This window comes from Allobosea sp. OAE752 (assembly GCF_050433265.1).
Classification (GTDB): Bacteria; Pseudomonadota; Alphaproteobacteria; order Rhizobiales; family Beijerinckiaceae; genus Allobosea; species Allobosea spartocytisi.
In genome coordinates this window covers 1-24,973 of the sequence record NZ_JBNPXO010000009.1, presented here as the reverse complement: position 1 = coordinate 24,973, position 24,973 = coordinate 1, and the positions used below count along the sequence as shown (strand labels likewise).

The 24,973-nt window shown below is 65.2% G+C and carries 21 protein-coding genes and 1 pseudogene; 14 read left to right on the top strand and 8 right to left on the bottom strand.

Annotated features, from left to right (window positions below):
• Positions 1-20: 20 nt before the first annotated feature.
• The 3 genes from GGC47_RS20815 to GGC47_RS20805 form a co-directional block, all read right to left on the bottom strand.
• Entirely contained in the window at positions 21-923 is a 903-nt protein-coding gene (locus tag GGC47_RS20815) for a LysR family transcriptional regulator (RefSeq protein WP_112761619.1), read from the bottom strand.
• 147 nt (positions 924-1,070) lie between these two features.
• Positions 1,071-2,138 (bottom strand): glutamate cyclase domain-containing protein, encoded by a 1,068-nt coding sequence (locus GGC47_RS20810; RefSeq protein WP_133561053.1) that lies wholly within the window; start codon positions 2,136-2,138, stop codon positions 1,071-1,073.
• Positions 2,139-2,334: 196 nt separating this feature from the next.
• Entirely contained in the window at positions 2,335-3,348 is a 1,014-nt protein-coding gene (locus GGC47_RS20805) for a threonine ammonia-lyase (RefSeq protein WP_142022738.1), read from the bottom strand.
• 481 nt (positions 3,349-3,829) lie between these two features.
• Between GGC47_RS20805 and GGC47_RS20800 the strand changes: the two genes are divergently transcribed.
• Together GGC47_RS20800 and GGC47_RS20795 are read left to right on the top strand one after the other, a co-directional pair.
• A complete protein-coding gene (locus tag GGC47_RS20800; RefSeq protein WP_142022737.1) occupies positions 3,830-5,203 on the top strand; it encodes an MmgE/PrpD family protein in 1,374 nt (457 codons plus the stop codon).
• A gap of 179 nt (positions 5,204-5,382) precedes the next feature.
• On the top strand, positions 5,383-6,102 hold the full coding sequence (locus GGC47_RS20795) for a GntR family transcriptional regulator (protein ID WP_197062741.1): 720 nt from the start codon (positions 5,383-5,385) through the stop codon (positions 6,100-6,102).
• A 20-nt stretch (positions 6,103-6,122) separates the two neighbouring features.
• Here GGC47_RS20795 and GGC47_RS20790 read toward each other — a convergent pair whose 3' ends face one another.
• Entirely contained in the window at positions 6,123-7,208 is a 1,086-nt protein-coding gene (locus GGC47_RS20790) for a 4-oxalomesaconate tautomerase (RefSeq protein ID WP_142022736.1), read from the bottom strand.
• A 107-nt stretch (positions 7,209-7,315) separates the two neighbouring features.
• Between GGC47_RS20790 and GGC47_RS20785 the strand changes: the two genes are divergently transcribed.
• The 5 genes from GGC47_RS20785 (at position 7,316) to GGC47_RS20765 (ending at position 13,094) form a co-directional block, all read left to right on the top strand.
• Positions 7,316-8,233, top strand: coding sequence for a LysR family transcriptional regulator (locus tag GGC47_RS20785; protein ID WP_038362676.1), 918 nt, complete (start codon positions 7,316-7,318; stop codon positions 8,231-8,233).
• Positions 8,234-8,348: 115 nt separating this feature from the next.
• Positions 8,349-9,335 (top strand): Bug family tripartite tricarboxylate transporter substrate binding protein, encoded by a 987-nt coding sequence (locus tag GGC47_RS20780; protein WP_038362674.1) that lies wholly within the window; start codon positions 8,349-8,351, stop codon positions 9,333-9,335.
• Between the two features lie 403 nt (positions 9,336-9,738).
• Positions 9,739-11,091, top strand: coding sequence for an MmgE/PrpD family protein (locus GGC47_RS20775; protein WP_142022981.1), 1,353 nt, complete (start codon positions 9,739-9,741; stop codon positions 11,089-11,091).
• 36 nt (positions 11,092-11,127) lie between these two features.
• Positions 11,128-12,483, top strand: a complete 1,356-nt coding sequence (locus GGC47_RS20770) for an MmgE/PrpD family protein (RefSeq protein WP_142022735.1) — start codon at positions 11,128-11,130, stop codon at positions 12,481-12,483.
• Entirely contained in the window at positions 12,480-13,094 is a 615-nt protein-coding gene (locus tag GGC47_RS20765; RefSeq protein WP_429068659.1) for a glutathione S-transferase family protein, read from the top strand. The genes GGC47_RS20770 and GGC47_RS20765 overlap by 4 nt, the downstream gene beginning before the upstream one ends.
• Before the next feature lie 33 nt (positions 13,095-13,127).
• On the opposite strand, the gene GGC47_RS20760 is transcribed toward GGC47_RS20765, so the two are convergent.
• Positions 13,128-13,814: a GntR family transcriptional regulator gene (locus GGC47_RS20760; protein ID WP_038362668.1), complete on the bottom strand. Its 687-nt coding sequence runs from the start codon at positions 13,812-13,814 to the stop codon at positions 13,128-13,130.
• A gap of 229 nt (positions 13,815-14,043) precedes the next feature.
• On the opposite strand from GGC47_RS20760, the gene metC reads away from it, so the two are divergent.
• The 5 genes from metC (at position 14,044) to GGC47_RS20735 (ending at position 19,527) form a co-directional block, all read left to right on the top strand.
• Entirely contained in the window at positions 14,044-15,270 is a 1,227-nt protein-coding gene (gene metC, locus GGC47_RS20755) for a cystathionine beta-lyase (protein WP_142022733.1), read from the top strand.
• A 99-nt stretch (positions 15,271-15,369) separates the two neighbouring features.
• The gene (locus GGC47_RS20750; protein WP_429068658.1) at positions 15,370-16,401 is read left to right on the top strand and encodes an amino acid ABC transporter substrate-binding protein; all 1,032 of its coding nucleotides are present in this window, start codon (positions 15,370-15,372) and stop codon (positions 16,399-16,401) included.
• 27 nt (positions 16,402-16,428) lie between these two features.
• Complete coding sequence (locus GGC47_RS20745) at positions 16,429-17,661, top strand: amino acid ABC transporter permease (protein ID WP_429068657.1); 1,233 nt, start codon at positions 16,429-16,431, stop codon at positions 17,659-17,661.
• 1 nt (position 17,662) lies between these two features.
• Entirely contained in the window at positions 17,663-18,751 is a 1,089-nt protein-coding gene (locus tag GGC47_RS20740; RefSeq protein WP_142022730.1) for an amino acid ABC transporter permease, read from the top strand.
• Positions 18,748-19,527, top strand: coding sequence for an amino acid ABC transporter ATP-binding protein (locus tag GGC47_RS20735; RefSeq protein WP_081925342.1), 780 nt, complete (start codon positions 18,748-18,750; stop codon positions 19,525-19,527). Before GGC47_RS20740 ends, GGC47_RS20735 begins: the two co-directional genes overlap by 4 nt.
• 155 nt (positions 19,528-19,682) lie before the next feature.
• Here GGC47_RS20735 and GGC47_RS20730 read toward each other — a convergent pair whose 3' ends face one another.
• Positions 19,683-20,654 carry an alpha/beta hydrolase gene (locus tag GGC47_RS20730; protein ID WP_142022729.1) on the bottom strand — a complete coding sequence of 324 codons (972 nt, stop codon included), beginning with the start codon at positions 20,652-20,654 and terminating at the stop codon, positions 19,683-19,685.
• Between the two features lie 53 nt (positions 20,655-20,707).
• Positions 20,708-21,223, bottom strand: a complete 516-nt coding sequence (locus GGC47_RS20725) for an MBL fold metallo-hydrolase (protein WP_142022728.1) — start codon at positions 21,221-21,223, stop codon at positions 20,708-20,710.
• Positions 21,224-21,274: 51 nt separating this feature from the next.
• Here GGC47_RS20725 and GGC47_RS20720 point away from each other — a divergent pair, with 51 nt between their 5' ends.
• Both GGC47_RS20720 and GGC47_RS20715 read left to right on the top strand, forming a co-directional pair.
• The gene (locus GGC47_RS20720) at positions 21,275-22,588 is read left to right on the top strand and encodes an MFS transporter (RefSeq protein ID WP_142022727.1); all 1,314 of its coding nucleotides are present in this window, start codon (positions 21,275-21,277) and stop codon (positions 22,586-22,588) included.
• Between the two features lie 6 nt (positions 22,589-22,594).
• Positions 22,595-23,827 carry an anion transporter gene (locus tag GGC47_RS20715; RefSeq protein WP_142022726.1) on the top strand — a complete coding sequence of 411 codons (1,233 nt, stop codon included), beginning with the start codon at positions 22,595-22,597 and terminating at the stop codon, positions 23,825-23,827.
• Positions 23,828-24,325: 498 nt separating this feature from the next.
• Here the strand turns inward: GGC47_RS20715 and GGC47_RS20710 are convergent.
• Positions 24,326-24,595, bottom strand: a pseudogene (locus GGC47_RS20710) (FCD domain-containing protein); the annotation flags it as partial.
• Between the last annotated feature and the right edge of the window lie 378 nt (positions 24,596-24,973).

The following is a 24,973-nucleotide window of genomic DNA, read 5'->3' as shown; positions in this document are numbered from 1 at the left end:
GCGGGCTGCGAGCTCCGCCTTCAGAAGGCGCGGCTCGCCTCGTAGCTGCGCGCGATGTCCTGGGCGAGCTCGGCCATCGGGCGTGCGAGGCTGCCGCTCAGCGTCAGCGGAAAGGCAGCGGTGAAGACCAGATCCGGCAGGTCCAGCACCGTCTCGACGATACGCAGCCGGCCTTCCTTCAATTCGCGCTGCACCACGACCGGCGGGATCACGCTGACGCCGATCCTGTCGAGCGTCATCTGGACGATGGTCGTCAGAGACGAGTTGCCGAAGATGCGCGGCGGCGGCAGGGACGGATCGTTCAGCGCCTCGCGTAGGCGCGGATAGGGCGCCGTCGCCTTGGGGTAGGTGATCATCGGGAAATTGCGAAGCTCGGCGATGCTGAGCGGCTCCTCGCCGAGCACCATATCCGGGGAGGCGATCACGGCCAGCGAATAGGCGCATAGGTCGCAGCTCGCCATGGTCAGGTCGTCGATCGGGCCGAGCATGAAGGCGAGGTCGAGGTCGCCGCGGGCGAGCAGGTCGCGCATTGCCGGCGACACGTCCACCGTCAGATCGATGACGATGTTGGGATAGACAGCATGCGCGCGCTCCATGAACCGGCTGAGCCAGGTCTGCGCGATGGTCTCCGACACGCCCAGCCTGACGATGCCCTTCATGGCGACAGCCGAGCCGACCTCGGCCAGCATCTCCGTGCGCAGCAGCAGAAAGCGCTCCGCATATTGGACGAGCTTGCGGCCCTGATGGGTCAGGCTGATCGAACGGGCGTTGCGCTCGAACAATTTGACGCCGAGCTCCGCCTCCAGCGCCGCGATCCGCTGCGAGACCGAGGGCTGCGTGGTGTTGGCGCGCTCGGCCGCGCGGCTGAAGCTGTTCAGCTCCGCGACCCAGTAGAACAGCTCGAGGCTGCGGAAATCGGTCATCTCAGGCGGCGCCCCGCTCGCTTGCCGGCCGGCCGATCGCCGCCGGCCGCTCCGGGCAGGCTAGCATGATTGGCCCCTCGCCTGGGACTGCGGCGGCGCTTCACGCATCCGGTTCCAAACATGCGAGGCGATGCCGGACCGCCCCGGTCACTTCACCTGCCGCCAGTCGCCGCGATCGCCCTTCCAGTTGACCGAATGCCCCAGCGCGCGCAGCACCGAGCCCCGCAGGCTGCGCACGAGCCCTTCCCATTCGCGGGCGGAGATGCCGTCGACCGCCGGCTCCGGCGCCATGAACATGCCGTCGACGCCGCCCCCAGCGACGCATTGCTCGATGCAGCGCGTTTCGAGCTCCGGCTCATGGAACACGACCTCGTTCTCCAGCAACCCCGCAAGCGCCGCGATGATGCCGGTCGCGCCCCAGTTCGAGACATTGGAGATCACGAGATGGCTCGCCGCCGTCGCTGCCGCGACGCCGCCCCGGCCGGGAATGCCGCAATCAGCGGCCTTGGGCGAGAAGCCCGGCAGATCCTCGGCAAGCACGCCCATGCCCAGCTCGTTGCCGCCGTCGCCGATACCGATGAAGGGCAGGCCGAGCTCCTTTCCGGTGCGGAACAGATAGTCGAGATCGCCGACCATGCCGTCGAGCGGGCGCCCGCCGAGGCCGTGATAGAGCCCGTTCGCATTGGCGCCGGGGCGCTCGATCGCGATCATCAGGCTCGGCCGCGTCCGCTCCAGCAGATCGTCGCTCACCGCGCGGCAGCCCTCGGCGTCCTTCGGTACCGTGCGGATATAGACCGGGCGCAGGAAGGCGATCGGCTCGATCACGCCCGAGACGGGGAACGGCATCGGGGCGAGGCCGGCGCCGAGGCAGGTCTGGCGCATCATCGCCTCCCAATCCTCGTCGACGACGATGACGCTTTCGACGCCGAGCCCGAGGAACAGCGCTCGCGCCAGCAGCGCCGCGCCGACCGGGCCGTCGGTCTCCGGCACGCCGCCGCCCTCCGGGAAACCGGTGGCGATCAGGACGGGGCCGCCCTTCTCCCTGACCCTGTTCACGATGATCTCGGCCGCGCCCATGCAGATCGGCCCCTGCTGACGCCGTTCGAGCGCGCCGCGGAGATGGTCGATCAGGCCGACGCCAGTCAGGTCGATCGTCATGAAGCGGTCGATCGTGGCGGCGAGGCGACCGTAGAGCGGCGTTTCTTTCGACAGCATGGCGGTTCGGTATCTTTCAGGAACTGAAGGTTTCAGAGCCTCTCTGGACATTCCCTCAACCCTCATCCCGAGCAGCCATTCCGTCAGAAAGGGCGTTCAAAGGAGGCTTGAGGAGGCTCCGGAATCATTTGGAATCATCCTTCGAGAGGCTGCTTTGCAGCTTCTCGGGATGAAAAGTGAGTTTCCAAACAGGAGCTCAGACGGCGATGCACCGGGCGAATGTATCGTGGTCGACATTCCCGCCGCTCAGCACCAGAGCAACGGTCTTGCCGGCGACGTCGAGCTTGCCGGCGAGCGCCGCGGCCAGGGGGGCGACGCCGCCGGGCTCGACCACCAGCTTCAGCAAATCATAGGCGAGCCGCATGGCGCGGCGGACCTCGTCATCGGTGACGGCGACGGCACCGGCCAGCAGCGCCTGGTTGACCGGGAAGGTCACCTCTCCGGGGGTCGCGACCTGCAGCGCGTCGCACAGGCTCCGGGCGCCGGGCGCATTGCTCTCGCGCCGGCCGGACGCGAGCGAGCGGGCGGTGTCGTCGAAACCGGCGGGCTCCACGCAGAACACGCGCGTATCGGGGGAGACGCCGTTCATCGCGATGGCGCAGCCCGCCGCCAGCCCGCCACCGCTGCAGCTCACCGCGAGCATCTCGAGCGAAACGCCGCGCTCGCGAGCCTGCTCGGCGAGTTCCAGCGCGACCGTACCCTGCCCCGCCATGATGTCGGGATCGTCATAGGGTGGGATGATCACGGCGCCGGTGGCGGCCGCGATCTCGGCCCCGATCGTCTCGCGCACTTCCGTCGCGCGATCATAGAGGCGTACCGTACCGCCGAACCGCTCGGCGCCCTCGATCTTGGTGCGCGGCGCGTCCGAGGGCATCAGGATCGTCGCCTTGATGCCGTTGCGGGCGGCGACGGCGGAGATCGCCAGCGCATGGTTGCCCGAGGACCAGGCGACGATGCCGCCCTTTCGCTCGGCCGGGGTCATGCGCGAGACGCGGTTGAGCGCGCCGCGGAACTTGAACGAACCCGTGGTCTGCAGCGTCTCGGCCTTCAACAGGACTTTTGCGGAGAGGATGCGATCAAGCTCGTCATTCGCGATGAGCGGCGTTTTGACGACATGGTCGGAGATCCGAAGAGCCGCCGCTGCGACGTCACGAAACTCGACGCAAAGCCGAAGATCTTCACTGATCTTTACTTGAGGTCTTCCGCTCATTTATTTTATCCCGGCAGTAATTCTCCCAACAAGCTATTTAAATCTGCAAGGCGGTCAAATTCTCAATCGCGATGGGAGTGGATAAGGTCTGCTTATCGATTGGGCGGCGCCGAATTGGACGCTTAGCGCGAACCGTTCAGCTGCACCGCTGGTCGCACGGCGTTGTCAGGTTAACTGCCGCGAGCGCCAAGAGATGGGGCCGCCGCCCCCTCCAACGCGAACCCATGCGCCGCCCAGCCTGGCGGCGCAGGTCGCGGTGTAGCCCGATCAAGCGTCGAGCGATCTACCGGCCAGTCCGTCTTCAGCCCGGCTCTCGAACGATTGTCCGGCATGATCGTAGCTGAAAAGACCAGCCAAACGAGCCCCGAAACAAATCAACATGCATCTGCATACATTTGTACTTGACGTGCGATGTCAGCACGATATGCCCCGGTGAGGCTACGGCGCTGCCTGAGGTCGGTCGAGTCGCTGGAGGTGATCAATGAGCGAGCAGTCTTTCGAACAGAACCGCTCTGAAAAGCTGGCGAGTTTCGTCGCCGGCGCACGCGGACGAGTCTTGCCGGAAGCGGTGCGGGATGCCGGCAGGCAAGCTCTCGTCGACTTCATCGCCGTCTCGGTGGCCGGCCATCAGGACGGCGCCGTCGAAGCCCTCCGCGCGGTCGCCGCCAACTGGAACGCGCCGGGCGGGGCGCGCATCTTTCTAGGTTCGAAAACCCAGCCGGCGATCGCGGCATTGCTCAACGGAACCATGACCCACGCCATGGACCTCGACGACGTGCACTACGCCGGCGGCGGACATCCCAGTGGCCCCTGCTGGTCGGCCGCGCTCAGCCTGGCGGAACATCACGAGGTCGACGACGAGACCGCCCTCCGCGCTTTCGTCACCGGATATGAAGTCATGGCGCGGCTCGGCGGCGGGGGGCAGCAGGGTGTGGGCCGCACGCTTCAGCACCATGGCTTCCACCCGACATCGATATTCGGCCGAGCCGGTGCCGCGGCCAGTGCGAGCGTTCTCCTGGATCTCGACCAGGATCAGGTGGCGAACGCGCTCGGCGTCGCCGCCACAACCGCAGGCGGGCTCGTCGGCTCGTTCGGCACACATTCCAAGCCGTTCCATGCGGGCAAGGCAGCCATGGACGGCGTTATGGCCGCAGAAATGGCGCGTTCGGGCTTCGTGTCCGGGCAGAACCTCTTCGAGCGCGACAAGGGGCTGCTGCCGAGCTTCCTGAAGGGAGCGGAGTTTGTGCTGCCGGAGCTGGACTTCGACGAACAGTGGTACGTCCTGCGCAATGGCTACAAGCGCTTCGCGAGCTGCCGCGCGACGCATGCCGCGGCTGAAGCCGCCCTGAGCGTCAAGGATCAGGTCGGGAACAGGACGGTCACCAGGATCCAGGCCTTCGTCAATCCGATTGCGCTGGTGGCCGCAGGCAACCCCGCGCCCAGAACGGGCCTGGAAGCCCGTTTCAGCACCTATTGCTGCATTGCCATGGGTCTCGTCGGATACCGCCTCTCCGCTTTCGATTTTACCGATGAGATGGTTGCGGATCCGGCGGTTTCGGAACTTCTGCCCAAAATCGAGTGCATTCCCGTCAAGGGACAGTCGGAGGTGGCCGCGAAGCTGCTGATCGATCTCTCGGACGGGCAGCAGATGGAGGCCTCGGTCGATATCGTCCTCGGTCACCCCGACCGGCCGCTGAACTGGGCTCAGATTCAAGACAAGTTCGAAGGGCTTGTCGCGCCGGTTCTGGGAGACGAGAAGGCAGACGAGCTGTTCAAGGCGGTCACGGGCTTCGCCACGAACGACAGGCTGTCTATTCCAAGAATTTCCGCCTTGCTTGAGGCCCGGCAGCACTGAAGCCCATCCCGCCTGGGCCGCCTCTCAGAGCGGCTCAGGCCCGTGGCATCTTGGCCGGTTTCGGGCATCCGTGCTAACCGCACTGCTCAGGCTCGGCGGTTGCGCCGAGCCTCTGTCCGGCAGTGGCCGGCGTCTCGGCCCGGCCGATGCGCGCCGTCAGGCGATGAAAGGTTTGCAGGTTGGCGAAGCCAGTCAAAGTCCGGACCAGCGGCAAACGGCGACCAACTTCGGCCGACACGACCGATCATCAGATCAGCGGCAGCGGCGATCTGGCCTCCGATATCCAGATCAAGGTGCGCGATGCCATCCGCAAAGGCACGCTCCCCATCGGCGAGCGCGTCACGGAGGTCGATCTCGCGGCCCGTTTCGGCGTGTCGCGGACGCCCGTGCGCGATGCCATCCTTCGTCTCGAAGCCGACGGCTTGCTGACGAACGAGCCCCGGCGCGGGTTGATCGTCTCCAACCTCAACCATCAGCAGGTGGTCGAACTTTATTTTATGAGGGAGGTGCTCGAGGGCGCAGCAGCGCGCCTGGCGGCCCAGAGCGCCAGCGACATCGAGCTGGAAACGATCTCCGCCCTGAGCGCGCTCGAATCCGAGCCGGGCGTAACCCTGGACGCTCTCAGCGATATAAACGTCAAAATCCACAACATGATCGCGCTTGCCGCGCATAACCGCTATCTGCTCCGCAGCCTGACGCAACTCGGCATCACGATGTCCCTCTTGCCGAGTCTCCTCGCAATGGGCGATCGCGCGCGATCTGCGGCGTCGGAGCATCGCGCCATCGTCGCGGCATTGTTGGAGCGCGACAGCGAGCGAGCCGAATCCGCCGCCCGCGCCCATGTACGGTCATCCTTGCAGCACCGTCTGTTGCAGACGATCGGCAGGCTACAGAACTAGACGAAACTCCCAAGAGAGCATCAGGCCGCGAGGGGCGCCGGCCGGTCCGGAATTTGGGCGAAGGCGATGCCCTCCAGGATTGGCTTTGTCGTTCTGAGCACCGCGGCGGTGGCTGCGCCTTCCCGTCGGTCGATGACGACCTCGATGCGCCCCGACGGATGCTCGATCGTCACGCTGCGGGGCAGGCTGTCCCCTCCGACGAGACGATGCGCCAGCGTGCCCGGCGTGCCGCAGGCCGTGCCGAGACCGACGGCGCCGGTCACGGCGAAAGCCTTGTGGCAGGAGTGCGGCATGAAGTAGCGCGCCGTGAGCGTGCCGCCTTTCTGCGGCGGGCCGATCAACACGGGTTTTGGAATGACGAGGTTGGACACGTCTCCCAGCCCCATTCGCCTGCCGGCTTCCAGTCGGATCCTCTCCAGACGATTCATCAACGACCGGTCGCCATCCAAGTCCGCCGGCAACTCGCCGCCGGTCTTCCCCAGCGCGGTGGCTTCGATCACGACCAGAGGCATTGCAGCGTCGATACAGGAGACTTCGACGCCGTCGATTCTGTCGACGGCCGATCCCGTCGGCAACAGCATTCCGGTCTTGGCGCCAGCGACGCCTAGAAATTCCAGTTCGACCGGCGCACCGCTGCCGGGAACGCCGTCGATGACCGTGTCGCCATCGTAAGTGGGCCGCCCGTCAGGGGTCAGCACCGTGGCGGCGATGAGTTGGCCGGTGTTGACGTTGTGAATGACGACGCGTGTGCGGCCGATTTGGCCCTGAACGAGTCCCTTCTCTATGGCGAAGGGCGCAACCGTCGACAGCATGTTCCCGCAGTTCGGGGAGGTGTCGACGGTCCTTTCGATGACCTCCACCTGGGCGAAGAGATAGTCGACATCGGCGCGGGGGTGAGTCGATGGCCCCACGATGGCGACCTTGCTTGTCAGAGGGTTGCCGCCACCGAGCCCATTGATCTGAAGCTCATTGCCCGACCCCAGGACCGACAGCAAAATCTCGCCACGCAGAGTGGGATCGGCCGGCAGGTCGGAAGCGAGGAAAACAGGACCGCGCGACGTGCCGCCGCGCATGAGTGTGCATGGAATGCGAAGTTGGGTCGCCATCGCGGCTCCTTCCAGCAGCTTCCGCCGAGATCGACGGCAACTGGAAAAGCGATATCTGCCACCCCCATCATGTTGTGAAATGCAAAAATCTCGATCATTGATCGGCAATGCGCATCAATTTTGAACTGCTCGATATCCGCGCCTTCCTCGCCGTGCTCGAGCTGGGCGGCTTTCACAAAGCGGCTGAGATGCTCAACATCTCGCAGCCCGCCCTGTCCCGTCGCGTGCAGGCGCTGGAAGCCGCGGTCGGCGCGCCGCTGCTGGAAAGAACGACGCGCAGAGTCGGACCCACGAGCGTCGGCCGGTCCTTCGCGCCGCTGGCCCGTCGCCTGCTCGACGAATTTGAGGAATCTCTGCTCGGCATCACGGGTGTCGCCGGGCGGCAGTACGGTCAGGTCACCATCGCCTGCGTGCCGACGGCCGCCTTCTACTTCCTGCCACGCGCCATCGAGTCGTTCAGCGCGATCTATCCGCTGATCCGCTTTCGTATCCTCGATCTGTCCGCAAATGACGGCCTGGAGAGCGTGGCACGGGGCGAGGCCGAATTCGGCATCAATCTTCTCGGCAGTTCGGACCCTGACCTGGCTTTCACACCGCTCGTCGAGGACCCATTCGTCCTCGCATGCAGGCGTGATCATCCGCTCGCCGCTCGGCAGGAGCTGGCCTGGAAGGATCTTGCCGACCAGACGCTCATCGGGGTCAGCCGCGCCAGCGGCAACCGCATGATTCTGGAAAGCGCTCTCGCCAAGGAGGGCGTGGGGCTGACGTTCAAGTTCGAAGTCAACCACCTGACGACGTCGCTCGGACTGGTCGAGCGCGGTCTTGGCGTCTCGGTGCTGCCCCGGCTCGCGACGCCACCGCAGGATCACCCCGTCATTGCGACGAAGGCAATCGGCGCACCGCCGGTATCGCGAACGATCGGCCTGGTCGAGCGGCGGAAAGCGCGCCTTGCACCTGCGGCCCAACGCTTCAGGGACATGCTGATCCACACCTGGAATGCGAACCCGCGATCGAACTTTCTATAATTGATAGGGATATCGCATCAATCGGATCAATTATCGCATTTCTCAAATTCGCCCTTTGCGTTGAAAGAAGCTCCGATAACGGGGCCACCAGCCGCCCTGACTTTGGGAGGGACGAATGATGCATCTGACTCGCAGGAGCTTGGTTCTGGGCGCGGCTTCTCTGGCGGCAGGGAGCGCGCTCAGCACCGTCGCACGGTCGCAGGCTGCCTTTCCCACGCGGCCGATGAAGTTGCTTGTCCCCTATGCGGCAGGCGGCGGAACTGATGCCATCGCGCGGCTCGTTGCGCAGGGCATCGGTGAAAAGCTCGGCCAGTCCCTGGTCGTCGAGAACAACGGCTCGGCCGGTGGCAATCTCATCACCGCACAGGCCGCCTCCTCGCCGCCGGACGGCTACACGGTCCTGCTGGCCAACCAGGGACCCATGGTCGTCAATCCCCACCTGTTCAAAAATGTCCGGGTTGACCCGCTGACAGCCTTCGATCCGGTCACTCTGATCTCCGATACGCCGCTCGCGTTGGTGGTGGCATCGAAATCATCGTTCCAGACCGCGCGGGACCTGATCGATCACGCGAAGAAGAACAACGGGAAGCTCACCTACGGTTCTGCCGGCAACGGTTCGGCGAGCCATCTCGCCACCGTCCTGCTCGCCAGGACTGCAGGATTCGATGCGGTCCACGTTCCCTATCGCGGGGCCGGGCCAGCTTTGACGGACCTCCTCGCCGGACAGACCGACTTCATGGTGACGACCGTTCCGTCGGTGCTGGGTCTGATCGAGGGCAAGTCCGTGCGGCTGCTGGCCGTCACAAGCCCGCAGCGCACCAAGCTCTTCCCCGAGACTCCGACCGTGGCCGAACTCGGCTGGCCGGATTACCGGGCAACGGCCTGGTACGGGCTCGTCGTGCCGAAGGGCACCCCGGAGTCCATCGTCAAGGCTCTTCGTGACGCCACGGTCAGCACGATCAACAACGACACGATCAAGGAGCGCCTGCGCAACGAAGGCGCGGAGCCGATCGGCAACGAGCCGGCAGCCTTCGCCGAGATGATGCGTGCCGAATCCAGGCGCTGGGCAGAGCTGGTCAAGAGCGCGAACATGTCGATCTGAAACGCCGCAAACGCCTGACGTTATCGGGCCTGGCAGGATCGCGCCTTGCGATCCTGCGCCTTTGCCGACGCCGCCGGCCGCACATCGGCTGCAAGGCGGCATGGCGTTGCGCATGTTCGACTGTCCGCATGCTTTCCGCGAGTGGTGTCGCTGGCCAGCCGCGCTCCTGACGCGCCACAGGCCGCTTCTCCCGATCAACTCGGCGGCCCCGCCTCCCGAGGCCGAGCCCCCGCCCGACTGCGCCCTCCGACACATCGTTACCGAGCGCGGCAGCTGCCTGTTCGCGACAAATTGAGCTCTATTGAATTCATTTGCATGCAGAAGTAGACAGACTCGCTCTGCCGCGCATATCGGTACAGCGCACACGGTTGTCGTCGCCATCTGGTCTCTCGGAGAATTGCGGATGCTGGTCCAGCACATTGCGGAGCGTTCCGTTGCCCTCGATCCGCACAGCTTCGATCCGATGGCTCGCAAATGGGCCAAGGACGCCATCGCGGACATGATCGGCTGCGCCCTGCTGGGCGCACGGACAGCGACGACGGACATCGCGCTGGCCACCTCACCGAATGCCGGGGATTGCCTCGTGCTCGGCCGTAAGGCACGGATCGGCCGCCTCGAAGCAGCCTATGTCAACGCCACGTCCGGCCACGCGCTCGATTACGACGACACGAGCAAATCGCTCTCCGGCCACCCGACCGTCATCATCATCCCGGCACTGCTGGCCCTCGCCGAGCAGCGCGACGCGACAGGAGCCGAGCTGCTCGACGCCTATATCGTCGGTGTCGAGACCGCGACCCGCATCGCGCGAGGCGTCAATTTCCATCACTACGAGAAGGGGTGGCATCCGACGGCCACGCTCGGAATATTCGGCGCGGCTGCGGCCTGCGGGAGGCTGCTCGCCCTCCCCGCCGATAGGCTCGCCCATGCGCTGGCGACGGCCGCATCCTTCGCCAGCGGCGTCAAAGCGAATTTCGGCACGCAGACCAAGCCGCTGCATGCCGGCTTTGCCGCGCGCAACGGGCTGTTCGCCGCTCTTCTCGCCGCGGGAGGCGTGCCGGCTTCGCCAGAAGCCTTCGAGCATCCCCAGGGATTTCTCGAGGTCTTCAACGGCACGGGCCATTTCAACGCGGACCGCATGCTGGAAGCGTGGGGGCAGCCGCTCGATCTGCTGGCGCCGGGGATTTCCATCAAGAAATACCCGTGCGTCTACAGCGTGCATGGTGCGATAGATGCGGCCATCGAACTCCGGCGCCGCGAGAGTTTGACCGCCGACAGCATCGCCGCGGTGACAGTGCGGATGCACCGCAGACGCCTGCTGCCGCATGTACGCAACCCCGCGACCAGCGCGCTCAACGCCAAGTTTTCGATGCCCTACGCGGTCGCGCGAGGGTTGGTGAACGGCGCCGTGACGCTTTCGCATTTCGAGGATGACGCGCTCTACGATCCGCAGGTCACGCGCGTGATGGAACTCATCGGCGTAGACGAGCATAGCGACGACGCCAACGACTATGGCGCCGAAATCGTCGTCGTCCTGAGCGATGGCACCCGCCTCACTGCGTCGGTGTCTTCCCCTCTCGGCCGTGGGCCGGAAGCCCCGCTGCCGGACGGCATGTTGCGGGCGAAATACACCGATTGCGCCGGCCGCGCGCTGACGGCCGCAGGAATCGAAGCCAGCTTCGACATGCTCATGCGGCTCGAAGATCTCGACAGCGTCCGTGAACTGACCGCGCTGATCCAAGAATCCAGCTGCGTCTGACCGGCCCGGCCCAGCCTTTTGAGCGACGAGGACTCCATGAGCTTCGCATTCGAACTTGCAGGGCGCGCCAGCGCCATAACGCTCGATACGATGCCGCCGGAAGCGGGCCGCGTGGCGGCGCGCGCCTTCGCGGATACGATCGGGACCGCGCTGGCCGGATGCCGGGCAGGCTTTCTTGACGGCATCGAGCGCGCGCTGGAGATTGCTGCCGATGCCGGCCCCGCGACCAAGATCGGCCGCCCCGGGCGCTGCCACCCGCTGCAGGCCGCTGTCATCAACGGTACGGCGGCGCATGCTCTCGACTTCGACGATTGCAGCACCACCATGGGTGGTCACCCTTCGGCGCCGGTCGTGCCCGCGCTGCTTGCGCTCGCGCAGGATCGCGGCTCTTCCGGACGAGCTGTCCTGTCGGCCTATCTCGCAGGCGTCGAGCTGGAATTGCGGCTCGCCAGGGCGGTGATGCCGCATCACTACGAGAAAGGCTGGCATCCGACCGCCACGCTCGGCGTATTCGGCGCCGCCACGGCGAGTGCCCATCTGCTGGGCCTCGATCCGGAGCGCATGGCCACGGCACTGGCGATCGCGGTATCGATGGCAAGCGGCCTCAAGTCCAACTTCGGGACGCCGATCAAGCCCCTCCATGTCGGTCAGGCCGCCTATAACGGGTTGCTCGCTGCAACACTCTCCGAGCAGGGCGTCACGGCCAGCCATTCAGCCTTCGAACACGAATACGGCTTCTTCAACGTGTTGAACGGCGCCGGAACCTTCGATCCGCAGAGGGCGCTTGGCGACTGGCTGACTTCGCCGGACGTTCTCTCACCCGGCATTGCGATCAAGCAGCACCCCTGCTGCGGCAGCGCACATTCCGCCATCGATGCGGCATTGACCCTGCACCGCCGGCACGGTCCCTTCAGGTCCGGTGAGATCACGGCGATCGAGACCTGGACCCACCGGCGCCGGCTCGCCCACACCGATCGCCCCCGGCCGAAGACCGGGCTCGAAGCGAAGTTCAGCGTCCAATTTTTGACCGCCAAGGCGCTGACGGCCGGCATCGTCCGCCTCGGCGACTTCGACGACAGCACCTTCCTCGACGCCGATACGGCGTCCCTTGCCGCTCTGACTCGGTCCAACGCCCATGACGAGCCGAACGAATATCTCGGCCGCGTCAAGGTCACGCTCGGCGACGGACGCGTCGTCGAAGCCTCGGCCTCGACCGAGTTCGGCCGCGGGCCGCTCAATCCGATGTCGGACGACGAGCTGGAGGCCAAGTTCGTCGATTGCGCCGGCGCGAGCCTGGACGAGGAGCGCGCTCGCAGCCTGTTCCGCGCCATTCTCGCGCTCGATCAGGCGCCCAGCATCGAAGACATCATGACCGCGACCCAGCAAGGATGAAGACGATGCTCAAAATCTACGGACGCCGCGATTCATCGAATTGCGCGAAGGCCTTCTGGGCCCTCGACGAGCTCGGGGTGGGCTACGAGCTGATCGCATGCGGCGGGCGGTTCGGCGGCACGGACGCGATCGATTACCGCGCGTTCAACCCGCATGGGAAGGTGCCGACCGTCGTCGATGATGGCGCCGTCGTCTGGGAATCGAATGCGGTTCTGCGCTACCTGGGCAATCGCTACGGCAAGGGGACGATCTGGCCGCCGGACGCGGCAGGACGTGCGAGCGCCGACCAGTGGATGGATTGGGGGGCCACCGCCTTCGTGCCGGCGATGGGCAAGATCCGAACCGCCTTGAAGGCCGAGGACGCGGCGGCGGCGGAAGCGGCTCTCAAGGCGTTGACGGCCCACGCCGCGCTGCTCAACCGACATTTCCAAGCAAACGACTATCTCGCCGGCCCGTCCCTGACACTGGCGGACATCGCCCTGGCACCCGCTGTCCACCGCTGGTTCCTCGTCCCGCTAGCCCGTCCCGATCTGCCGTCACTGGCAGCCTATCGCGAGCGTCTCGCTGGCCGAGACGGATACAGGCGGCATGTCGCGGAAGCGCTGAGCTGATGAAACCGCGGCATGCGCCGGCATGACCGCCGTTCAACCGCGCGTACCCGTGCTCGCATGGGCGCGCAGCATGATGCTCATGCGATGCTGCTGCGACGAGCGCACCTGAGCCTTGATCAGGCTTTCCGCAGCCAGCCCGTCCCGGCGCAGCAATGCTTCGGTTATCTCGCGGTGCTGCCGATGCAATACGGCCGCACGGCCGTTCTCGCCGATCAGCGTCGGCAGCAGCGACATCGTGACCGAGAGCTGGTTGAGGCTGCGCAGCAGGTAGCGATTATGCGATGACAGGGCCAGCAGATGGCGGAAATTGCGGTTGATCTCGGACATCCGCTGGACGTCATCCAGGGCGCCGGCCTCGGCCTCGACAAGCCCCGCGAACGTAGCAAGCTCGATCTCGCTGGCCGCCTGCGCAGTCAGCCGCGCCGCGGCGCCTTCGAGCACTTCGCGCATGAAGTAGAGCTCGACAATCTGTTGATGGTCGAGATCGGTGACGATCAGGCCGCGGCGCGGCTCGTTGGTCAGCAGGCCATCGGTCTCGAGCCTGGCGATGGCTTCATGCACCGGGGTCCGCGACATGCCCAGGATCGTTGCCAGGCCGATCTCCGTCACGCGCTCGCCGATGGCGAGTTCGCCCTTCTGAATGAGGGCGCGGATGCGCTCATACGCATCAAAGACGAGGTCGCGACCTCCGGTCGACGCCCTTTTCGGCAACTTGGTCATCGTCTGTCTTCGGCTCCGTTATGCCGCACCCCGACCGCAGCCCAATCAGCTTCTTCCTTCCTATGCAAAAGGACGCCGCCTGAACAGGCGACGCACAGCGACAGAAGGAAAGGCCGCGATAAATTTGATTGCACTCTGTAAAATGCAATTGTATGCATTTACATGCCGAATGTCGAGAAGCGCGCGCTTCTGTCCGTGCTCGCATCGGCTCGTCAGGAAAGAGTGACGCATGAGCCTTTCGCCCCCATCCGACATCGCCTCGAGCCAGCCCGCCGCCGCGACGGACGGCCACCGGAACCGCAGGCTCGGCCCGGATACCGTCATCTGCCATGCCGGGCGCGATCCCTCGGCGCATTTCGGCGTCGTCAATCCACCGGTGTTTCATGCCTCCACCATCCTGTTTCCGACGCTGGCGGCGCTCGACGCCAAGGCCGAAGCGAAGGTCCGCTACGGTCGGCGCGGAACGCCGACGACCTTCGCGCTGGAGGATGCGGTCTCGGCGCTGGAAGAGGCGGCCGGCACGGTGCTTACCCCGTCCGGCGCCAATGCCATTTCCACGACGCTGCTCGCCCATCTGGATCCCGGCGATCACGTCTTGATCGCCGACAATGTCTACGGGCCCTGTCGTCACTGCGGTAACGACGTCCTGCGCCGCTTCGGCGTCGAGGTCGAATTCTACGATCCGCTGGTCGGCTCCGGCATCGACAGGCTGATCAAGCCGAACACGCGGCTGATCTGGATGGAGGCGCCTGGATCACTGACATTCGAGATGACGGACATCACCGCCATCGTGGCCGCGGCCAGGCCGCGAGGCATCGTAACCGTCGTCGACAACACCTGGTCCGGCGGCGTTTTCTTCAAGCCGCTGACGCTGGGCGTCGACATCTCCGTCCAGGCCGGCACGAAATATATTTCAGGTCATTCCGACCTGATGCTCGGCACGATCTCGTGCTCCGAGACGAGCTATGAGCGCGTGAAAGGGTTCGCGCAGCGGCTCGGCATCTGTGTCGGCCCGGACGATGCCTATCTCGCGCAACGAGGTCTGCGCACCATCTCGGTCAGGATGCGGCAGCACCACGCCAACGCGCTCGAACTGGCCAACTGGCTTGCAAATCGGCCCGAAGTGACGCGCGTCATGTATCCGGCCCTCCAGACCGACCCCGGCCACGAACTTTGGAGGACGCATTTCACCGGCGCGTCCGGGCTGTTCGGCTTCGTCATCCGCGAGACGGACCGCCGGCGGCTGGCGGCGATGGTCGACGGTCTGCGCCTGTTCGGCATGGGATCGAGCTGGGGCGGCTATGAAAGCCTGCTGCTTCCCACCGATCCGCGCATCCTGCGTTCGGCCACGACCTGGCGCGAACCCGGCCAGTGTATGCGCGTGCATGTCGGCCTCGAGGACGTTTCCGACCTGATCGACGATCTCGAACGGGGTTTCGAGCGGCTCGGTCGCTGAACGAGGAATCTCGCACGCCTATGCGCAGGGACATGCGGATGGCGGCGTCGCTGGTCGCCGCGCTCCGCAGGGCCGCATCATAACAAGGGGAGTCAGAATATGCGTTTCGCATTCGGTTTCGCCGGCGCCATCGCCGCCCTTCTCTGCACCGCCATTCTTCCGGCCGAGGCGGGCCAGGGCGACACGCTCAAGGCCATTCGCGAGCGCGGCGAAGTCCTTTGCGGCGCCCATCCGGGCCGCTACGGCTTCGCCGCTCCCGACGACAAGGGGCGCTGGTCCGGCTTCGAGGTCGATCTCTGTCGGGCGCTCGGTGCGGCGATCTTCGGCAGCGGTGAAAAGGTCCGCTTCGTCGCGCTGTCGAGCCAGCAACGATTCCCCGCTATTCAGGCAGGCGAAGTCGACGTGCTGGCGCGCAATACGACGGCGACCTTGACGCGCGATACCGCGCTCGGACTCAATTTTTCGCCGCCGGTCTTCTATACCGGCCTCGGCTTCATGGTCCGCAAGGATGCCGGCGTGAAGACGGTCGAGGATCTGAACGGCGCCACCATCTGCATGGCGCCCGGCAGCACGACCGAGCAGGCCGTCGCTAGGCTCTTCACCCAGCATGGGCTCAAATACACGCCGATCGTGATCGAGAACAACAAGGAGCTCGCCAGCGCCTATGTCGCCGGCCGCTGCGATGCACTCGCCAAGGATCGCGACGCGCTGCCGGGCGTACGGATGTACGACGCGCCGCAGCCCGAGGAGCATGTCATCCTCGAGGGGACCTTCTCCAAGGAGCCGCTCGCACTCGCCGTCCGTCACGGTGACGACCAATGGTACGACATCGTGAAATGGGTGATGTACGGCCTGATGGAGGCCGAAGAAAACAAGGTAAGCCAAGCCAATGTCGACGAGATGACGAAGTCCAAGGACCCCTATGTCCAGGACCTTCTCGGCGTCACCGGTGATTACGGCCCCAAGCTCGGGCTCGACAAGAAATGGCTCTACTGGGTCGTCAGGTCCGTAGGCAACTACGGGGACATCTACGAGCGCCACTTCGGCGACAAGACGAAACTGCCGCTGCCGCGCGGACACAACAAGCTCTGGACCGAGGGCGGACTGCTCTACGGGCTCCCGGTCAAGTGACGCGTCCGCGCCGCGGGGTAACAAGACATGACGAGCATTGACCGGAGCCTCGCGGCCAGCGGGCCGACACGGGCCGATATACGCGCCCGGCAGGCCGCAAAACCGCCGCGCCGCAGGCTGAGCTGGGGCGATCCTTTCACACGGGGCTTGATCTATCAGGCCGGCCTCGCGGTCTTGCTCGCGCTGGGCATCTATGCGCTCTACAGCAACGTCTCCGAGAACCTGCAGCGGCAGAACATCGCCACCGGCTTCAGCTTCCTGGAGCAGCTGGCGCGGTTCAATATCGGCGAGTCGCCGATCCCCTATAGTGCCAGCGATACCTATGGCCGAGCCTTGCTGGTCGGCGTACTCAACACCCTCCGCGTCGCCGCGGTCGCCATCGTGTTCGCCACTGTGCTCGGCGTCGTCGCGGGCGTGGCCCGGGCCTCGCGCAATGTGGTGATTTCGACGCTCGCCGGCACCTATGTGGAGCTGGCCCGGAACGTGCCGATCATCCTGCATGTCCTGCTGTGGTCTTCGATCATCCGTAACCTGCCGCCGCCGCGGCAGGCGCATGATCTGCTCGGCATCGGCTTCATCAGTAACCGCGGATTGACAGTGCCCTTGCCCGGCTTCGGCACCTCCGGCGGGACGATCATGATCGCTCTCGGCGTCGCCGTGCTTTCCGCATTCGCCGCGGCGCGGTTGGCACGCCGCTATGGCGAGCGCACGGGGCGATATGTCGAACCGATCGTACCGGCGCTGGCCGTGCTTGTCGCGCTGCCGCTTCTGACCTGGCTCGTAACGGGCGCCCAGTTCACGCCCGATATCCCGCAGCGACGTGGTTTCGGCTTCACGGGTGGTTTGACGCTCTCGCCCGAGTTCTTCGCTTTGGCCATCGGCCTGACGATATACACCGGCGCCTTTATCGCCGAGATCGTTCGCGGAGGCATTCAGGCTGTGCCGAAAGGCCAGGTCGAGGCGGCACGCGCGCTCGGTTTGCACCCATTTTCGATCATGACCCGCATCGTCCTGCCGCAGGCGCTGCGCGTGATCGTGCCGCCGCTGTCGAGCCAGTTCCTCAGCCTGACCAAGAACAGCTCGCTGGGCGTCATCATCGGCTATCCCGAACTCGTGAACATCGGCAACACCGTCATGAACCAGACCGGACAGGCGATGGAAATGGTCACGATCATGATGCTGATCTACTTCACGCTGAGCCTGATCACCTCGCTGCTCATGAACTTCTACAACAGCCGCATTGCGTTGAAGGGGCGCTGAGATGGCCAATACACTTCAGCCGCTGGTGAGCGGCCGCCGCAACGCTCTCGACTGGTGGCTCCGCGAGCGTGTATGGCCTTCGCCGTTCCACATCTTGCTGAGCTTTGCGACCCTGGCTCTGGTGGTACCGATCTGTGTCAAGATCGCGAATTGGGCGATCTTCGATGCCGTGTTCGTCTCCACCGGGCCTGAGAGTTGCCGCGATGCTGTCGGCGCCTGCTGGGCGGTGATCGCGGAAAAGCACCGGGTCATCCTGTTCGGGCTCTACCCATTCGACGAGCAATGGCGCCCGACCCTGGCCGTGGCCATCTACCTGATCACCGTCATCGTCACGCTGACGCCGCGGTTCTGGTCGCTGCGCCTGCTGGTCCCGCTCTGGACGAACGCCGTCTTCGTCATCGGCGCGCTGATGTATGGTGGAATCGGGCCGCTGCGCATCGTGCCGACCACCGAATGGGGCGGCCTCGCCCTGACGATGATCATGTTCTCCGGAACCGTGATCCTCGGCTTCCCGATCGCGGTGCTGCTCGCGCTCGGCCGGCGCTCGCATCTGGCGCTGCTGCGCTCCGTCAGCGTCGTGCTGATCGAAACGCTGCGCGGGGTGCCGCTGATCACGATCCTTTTCGTCGCGGTCAATGTCTTCCCGCTGTTCCTGCCGGCCGGCACGAACGTCGACAAGCTGTTGCGCGTAACCATCGGCATCGCGATCTTCTTCGCCTGCTACCAGGCCGAGACGATCCGCGGAGGCCTGCAGGCCGTGCCGGAGGGGCAATATGAAGCCGCCAAGGCCCTGGGCCTGCGCTATTGGCAGATGACCGGCCGCATCATCCTGCCTCAGGCCCTGCGCATCGCCTTTCCGGCCATCATGAACCATGTCATCGCCGCGATGAAGAATACGTCGTTCGTGATGATCATCGGCTTGTTCGACATCCTGACTGCAACAACGGCAGTCATGCAGGACCCGGTCTGGCGGAAATACTATGTCGAAGCCTACACCTTCGTCGGCTTCGTCTACTTCGCCTTCGGCTTCGCGCTTTCGATCTATGCGCGCCTGATGGAACGCCGGATGAACAAGGGGTATGTCTCGTGAGCGCTCTCGCAAATCATGTGGAAGAGGCACGCCAAGCGCCATCGCTTGCCGTCAGCATCCAGGGGTTGTGCAAATGGTATGGCTCCGTCCAAGTCCTGCATGATGTCGATCTCGAGGTCGCCACCGGCGAGAAAATCGTCATCTGCGGACCCTCGGGCTCCGGAAAATCCACACTCATCCGCTGCATTAATGGCCTCGAGAGCCATCATGCAGGCCGCATCGTCGCCAATGGCGTCGAGCTTGACGGGCGCACCCGCGGCTTGGAGGCGATCCGCCGCGAAGTCGGCATGGTCTTCCAGAGCTTCAACCTGTTTCCGCATCTGACCATCCTGGAGAATCTGACGATCGCGCCGATGCTGGTGCGCGGCACGCGCCGGCGGGAAGCCGAGGCTCTGGCCATGAACTATCTCGAGCGCGTCCATATTCCCGAGCAGGCACGGAAATTCCCGCTTCAGCTCTCAGGCGGGCAGCAGCAGCGCGTCGCCATCGCGCGGGCGCTGTGCATGCAGCCGAAGATCATGTTGTTCGACGAGCCGACCTCGGCGCTCGATCCCGAGATGATCAAGGAGGTGCTCGACGTCATGCTGGAACTCGCCGACACCGGCATGACGATGCTGGTCGTAACCCACGAGATGGGCTTCGCGCGCACGGTGGCGGACCGCGTCGTTTTCATGGCCGACGGCCGGAAGGTCGAGGAAGGCGCACCGAATCGCATCTTCGACCACCCGCAAACCGAACGAGCCCATGCATTCTTCAGACAGGTCCTGAAGCATTGAGATGTGTCGACCAGCGCACGCGCTGACGCGTCGCCGCTGGTCGATGCGGGCCGGAACCGGCCTATGGGCTCGACAGCGCCGCCTTGCGCTTGCCCGGCCGCCCCGAAAGGCGCGGCCGGGAGGCGAAGCCCGACCCCCGAGCTTACCTTGAGCCCCTATTTGGCAAGGCCCTTCCTGGCCAACCAGTCGTCGATCAGCTGAGCGACCTCCAAATTGTTCTTGTCCATCATCATCATGTGCGAATTGCCTTTGATGCCGACGGAAGGAAGATTCACGACATCGACCGAGCCGCCGGCCGCCTTGATGCGATCGCCGAAATCGGTCGCGGTCTTGCGGATCGTCGGCCAGCGCGAATCCTGCTCGATATAGTCGCCGAAGAGCATCAGTACCGGGATGTCCTTCAGGACATCGGCCTTGGCCGGGTCGCCGATACCCGCAGGCTCGACCGCGACAAGCGCCTTGACCTTGTCGGGGCGGGCCTGCGCGACCTTAAAGCCGAACTGCCCCGCCTGGCTGTGGAAGGCGATCACGCAGGGGCAGACCTTGTCGACCTCGGCGATATAGGCATCGATGATCATCTGGTCGGTGCTGGTCCAGCGCGGCACGATCTGTTTGACGAAATTGTCGTAGCCCTCGGCCGGAAACTGGCTGCCCGGCAGGTATTTGCGCTTGGCGGGGTCGGGGTTGAAGCCGCCCGCCGGCTCCCCGATGCGGAAGCGCTCGAACGGGTTCGCGGTCGTGAGGAAGAGCGGCTCTCCGGGGATGACGTCCGGATACATCGCCCAACTCGAACGCCCACGCTCCACGGCATCCGAGTTGTAGACCGACCACCCCTTGCGCAGGAAAAACTCGAGCCAGCCCTCCCGGCCATCGGGCGTCGTCTCGAAATTCACGCCGGTCATGCCCCCGCCATGCCAGAGTAGCAGAGGCACCTTGCCCCGCTCCTTCTGCGGCAGAAAATACTGAACATACATCTGGCCGGTCTGATAGGTGCCGTTCGGATCGAACTTGGCCGGTGTGCCACCAGGCGTGAAGACGACTTCCTTGACCTGGCGTCCTGAAATTTCGACGAGTTTTCCGCCGACATGAAACGAGCCCATCGCCCGTAGGGCGAGCGGTTCCTGCATGGTTTGCGCGTGAGCCGCTCCCCCCAACCCCAAACCGAGCCCAAATGCAGCCGTCACGAACTTACGAAACATGAAACCTCCCTGCTCAAGCCTTTATGGCAGACATCGCCGACCGGTTTTCCCAATCGGACGGCGAGCATGGGGGGTGTCGGTGTTGAGCAGAAATGCAAATACCGAAGCGATTGATCCTCGATGCGGATCGCTCGCAAGAGTGCAACCGGATACAGCATCGATCGCACGGTCTGTGCCGACGCCTCCGGCCGGCCGGAAGGTCGGCAAAAGCAGAGCTTGCTTTTTCGACACTGGTCGAGCTCGGTTTGCCGATCTTCAATCGAGCCGATCAGGCAGCTTGAAAACGCCCGCGGCTTTGGCGCAAAGCCTGTCTTCCACGCAAATCTCGAGGCTGCGCGGATCGCGCGTCCGACCCGCTCGCGCAGCGAGACCAGGAGTTCACGGAATCGAGCGACCTCGGTCAGATTGGTCGGTGGCCCATGACCGGGGATGACCGTCTCCACATCGAGGGAGAGCGCCGTCGAAAGACTTCCTCGCCATGACCCCGTCCGGCGCATGCCGGACGGTCTCTTCGCCCCTATCCCCATCTCCTGCCGCGAGACGCTCCGATGCCCACGCAAAGCCAGTCCGGCGCCCCGGCGAAATCGGGCGAGCGCTCGCCGTCCCGGCAGGCCCTGCGCGGGCTCGACGCTCTGAACTTCTTCCTCGCCGACGTGCGCGACGGGTTGGGGCCCTATCTCGCGATCTATCTGATCGCCGTGCGCGGCCCGGAGCAGGGCTGGAACGAGGCGACCGTCGGTCTCGTCATGACCATCGCCGGCATCGTCGGCCTGCTCGCCCAGACCCCGGCCGGAGCGCTGATCGACAAGGGCCGCCACAAGCCGGCGATCGTCATCGCCTCCGCGATCGCGGTCACGCTGTCGTGCCTGGCGCTTCCCTTCATCAGCAATTTCTACCTGGTCGTCGGCACGCAATCGGTCGCCGCGATCGCGGGCGCGATCTTCCCGCCGGCGCTGGCTGCGATCACGCTCGGCCTCGTCGGGCCGAAGCTGTTCTCCAAGCGCATCGGCCGCAACGAGGCCTTCAACCATCTCGGCAATGCGGCCTCGGCCGCGATCGCAGGCGCGACCGCCTATTTCTTCGGGCCGATCGTGGTGTTCTGGCTCATGGCCGTGCTCGCAGTCCTCAGCATCGGCGCCATGCTGATGGTGCCGGAGAAGGAGATCGACGACGATCTCGCCCGCGGTCTCGACGAAGCCGTCGACGACGAGAAGCCCTCTGGCCTCAAGGCCCTGCTGCAGAACCGCCATCTCATGCTGTTCGCGCTGCTCTGCGCCATCTTCCACCTCTCCAATGCCGCGATGCTCACCTCCGTCGGCCAATTGCTCACCCGCGTTGCCGGCAAGGAACAGGCGACCTCGCTGATCGCGATCTGCATCGTCGCGGCGCAATGCGTCATGGTGCCGATGGCGATCATGGTCGGCGCCAAGGTCGATGACTGGGGCCGCAAGCCGATCTTCCTCGTCGGCTTCGGCGTCCTGGCGCTGCGCGGGGCGCTCTATGTCGTCTCGGACAACCCGTTCTGGCTGGTCGCCGTGCAGGCGCTCGACGGGGTCGGCGCCGGCATCTTCGGCGCGCTGTTCCCGATCGTGGTGGCGGACCTGACGCGAGGCACCGGCCGCTTCAATGTCTCGCAAGGGGCTGTGGCGACGGTCCAGGGCGTCGGGGCCTCGCTCTCCGCTTCGCTGGCGGGGGTGATCATCGTCACCGCCGGCTATTCCGCCGCCTTCGTCACGCTCGCGGTCATCGCGGCCTGCGGCCTCGTCCTCTATCTCGTTGCCATGCCGGAGACGCGCGGCTATGAGCCGCCGACCGACCACGGCGCCCGCCCGGCGCCGGCGGCGCGAGAGAGAATGGCCTGATCTCACATGACCGGCTGGGGCCTCAACGCGACGCAGATCCTCGCGATCGCGATCTTCCTCGCGACCTATGTCGCCATTGCGATCGGCCGGATGCCCGGCTTGCGCGTCGACCGTGCTGGGGCGGCGCTGATCGGTGCGGCGCTCATGGTCGGCTGCGGCGTGCTCTCGCTCGAGGACGCCTATCGGGCGATCGACCTCGACACCATCACGCTGCTGCTCGGCATGATGATCGTGGTCGCCAATCTGCGGCTCTCGGGCTTCTTCCGCATGGTGACCGGCTGGGCCGCCGGCCGGGCGCGGCATCCGGTGCTGCTGCTTGCGGTCGTGGTAATGACGACCGGCGTGCTCTCGGCTTTCCTCGTCAACGACGCGATCTGCCTGGTGATGGCGCCGATCGTGATCACGCTGACCCGCGCGCTCGACCGCAACCCGGTGCCCTATCTCATCGCCGTGGCGCTCGCCTCGAATGTCGGCTCGACGGCGACGATCACCGGCAACCCCCAGAACATGATCATCGGCAATCTCTCGGGCATCTCCTACGGCGCCTTCACCGGCGCGCTGCTGCCGGTCGCGGCGCTGGGGCTGCTGGTGACGATCCTGTTCGTGCTCCTGCTCAATCCGCGCGAGTACATGACGCGGCAGGCGCTGCGCAGCGTCACCGTTCCCGCTCACTATCATGGCTGGCTCGCGACGAAGGCGGCGCTGGTGTCCGTGGCGATGATCGCCCTGTTCTTCCTCGGCCAGCCGGTGGCGAAAGTGGCGATCTGCGCGGCAGCGCTCTTGCTGCTCACCCGCAGGATCGAGCCGCGCAAGGTCTATGCCGAGATCGACGGGCCGCTCCTGCTGATGTTCGCCGGGCTCTTCGTCGTGGTGCGGGGGCTTGAGCACGCCGTGTTGACGCCCGACCTGCTGGCGCAGGCCACCCGCCTCGACCTCGGCAACACCGCGATCCTGACCGGCGTGACGGCGATCCTGTCCAACCTCGTCAGCAACGTCCCCGCGGTTCTCGTGCTGAAGCCCTTCGTCGAGCATCTGCACGATCCCCAGCGCGCCTGGCTCGTCGTGGCGATGGCCTCGACGCTCGCCGGCAATTTCACGCTGCTGGGCTCCGTCGCCAACCTGATCGTCGCCGAGCGTGCCGCCAAGGACGGCATCACCATCGATTTCTGGACCTATTTCAGGATCGGCGCGCCGCTCACCCTCGCGACGCTGGCGATCGGCGTTTTCGTTCTCTCGTAGTCTCAATCAACGGTTTCATCTTACATGGGCATCGGAAATTTCAGATTGAGCAACGGCGCAGTCACATCGGGGCGGCCAATCCAGTCTGCGAAATCGCGATGAGCGTCCTGCCACTGGAGTACCCGTAGGGACGGACGAGACGTCAGCAGCACGGCAGATCCAGCAGGCGCGGACAAAACGAATTCTGCGGAGCTGTCCAGCATGCGGTCAATCGCATGAGGGCTCTCACGCGATGCGTGGCGTGGCTGATCGAGCAGGTTGCAGAAACCCTGCCTGAGAAGTGCTGCGATTCTGTATTGAGCTGATGAGGCGAGCAGCCGGAACCGAGTCACGGTTCCCACCATTCCGTTGCGATCTTTGAGACAGCGCCACGGACCCGAGCGCGATGCGCCAGGAGCCGACGTCGAAGCTTCTGCCCTGAACCGGACATTCGTGATCGATTGGGATGAGCGCGCTTCTCGGCTGGCCGTGGACGCTGACGGCTCGCTCCACGCCACTTTAAGAGCGCGCCGAAAAGCGCTCCAGCACCGCAGTCAGGTTATGGCTTTCGCCCCGAGCCTCATCGAGCACGAGCCGGCTCTCGAGATCGTCGAAATGCTTCCTCATCTGAGCGACCGCACCTGTCTTGTCCCCGCGAGCCACCGCTTCGATGATCTGACGATGATGATCGGCGCCGCACTGATCGCCGTTCTTTCGTCGGTATAGGGCATCGACCAGCGAAATGCGGGCGAGAACTTTCTCCGGCAGTTCAAGCAGCACGGGATTCCCGCTGAGCCTGGCCCGCTACGTCGGCGCCTATCGGCTCAGCACTGAGCGCGCACGGATGTTTCCGATGTGGCAGGCGGCGCTGGCCCATGCGCTACTTCTCGACCATGACGGCCTCAACGGCCGGCAGATGGCGGCGGGGGCGCGATCGATGGCGCGAACCCTCGCGCTGTTGCTCGCCGACGCCCCTATCGGCACCCGCCGACCTTCTGCAGAGCGCGGCGCGCCTCTACGCGAACAGGAGCGGCCCAGTCGGGAGCTCTAAATCATGCCGGCCGCGCGGCCTGAGGCGGGCGGGAGCGGTGTGGGTGCTGATCGCGGCGATCGTGCTGACGCCGGGGGCGGGAACGGGGCGAGATGTTTGCGACGCTGTACGGCGAG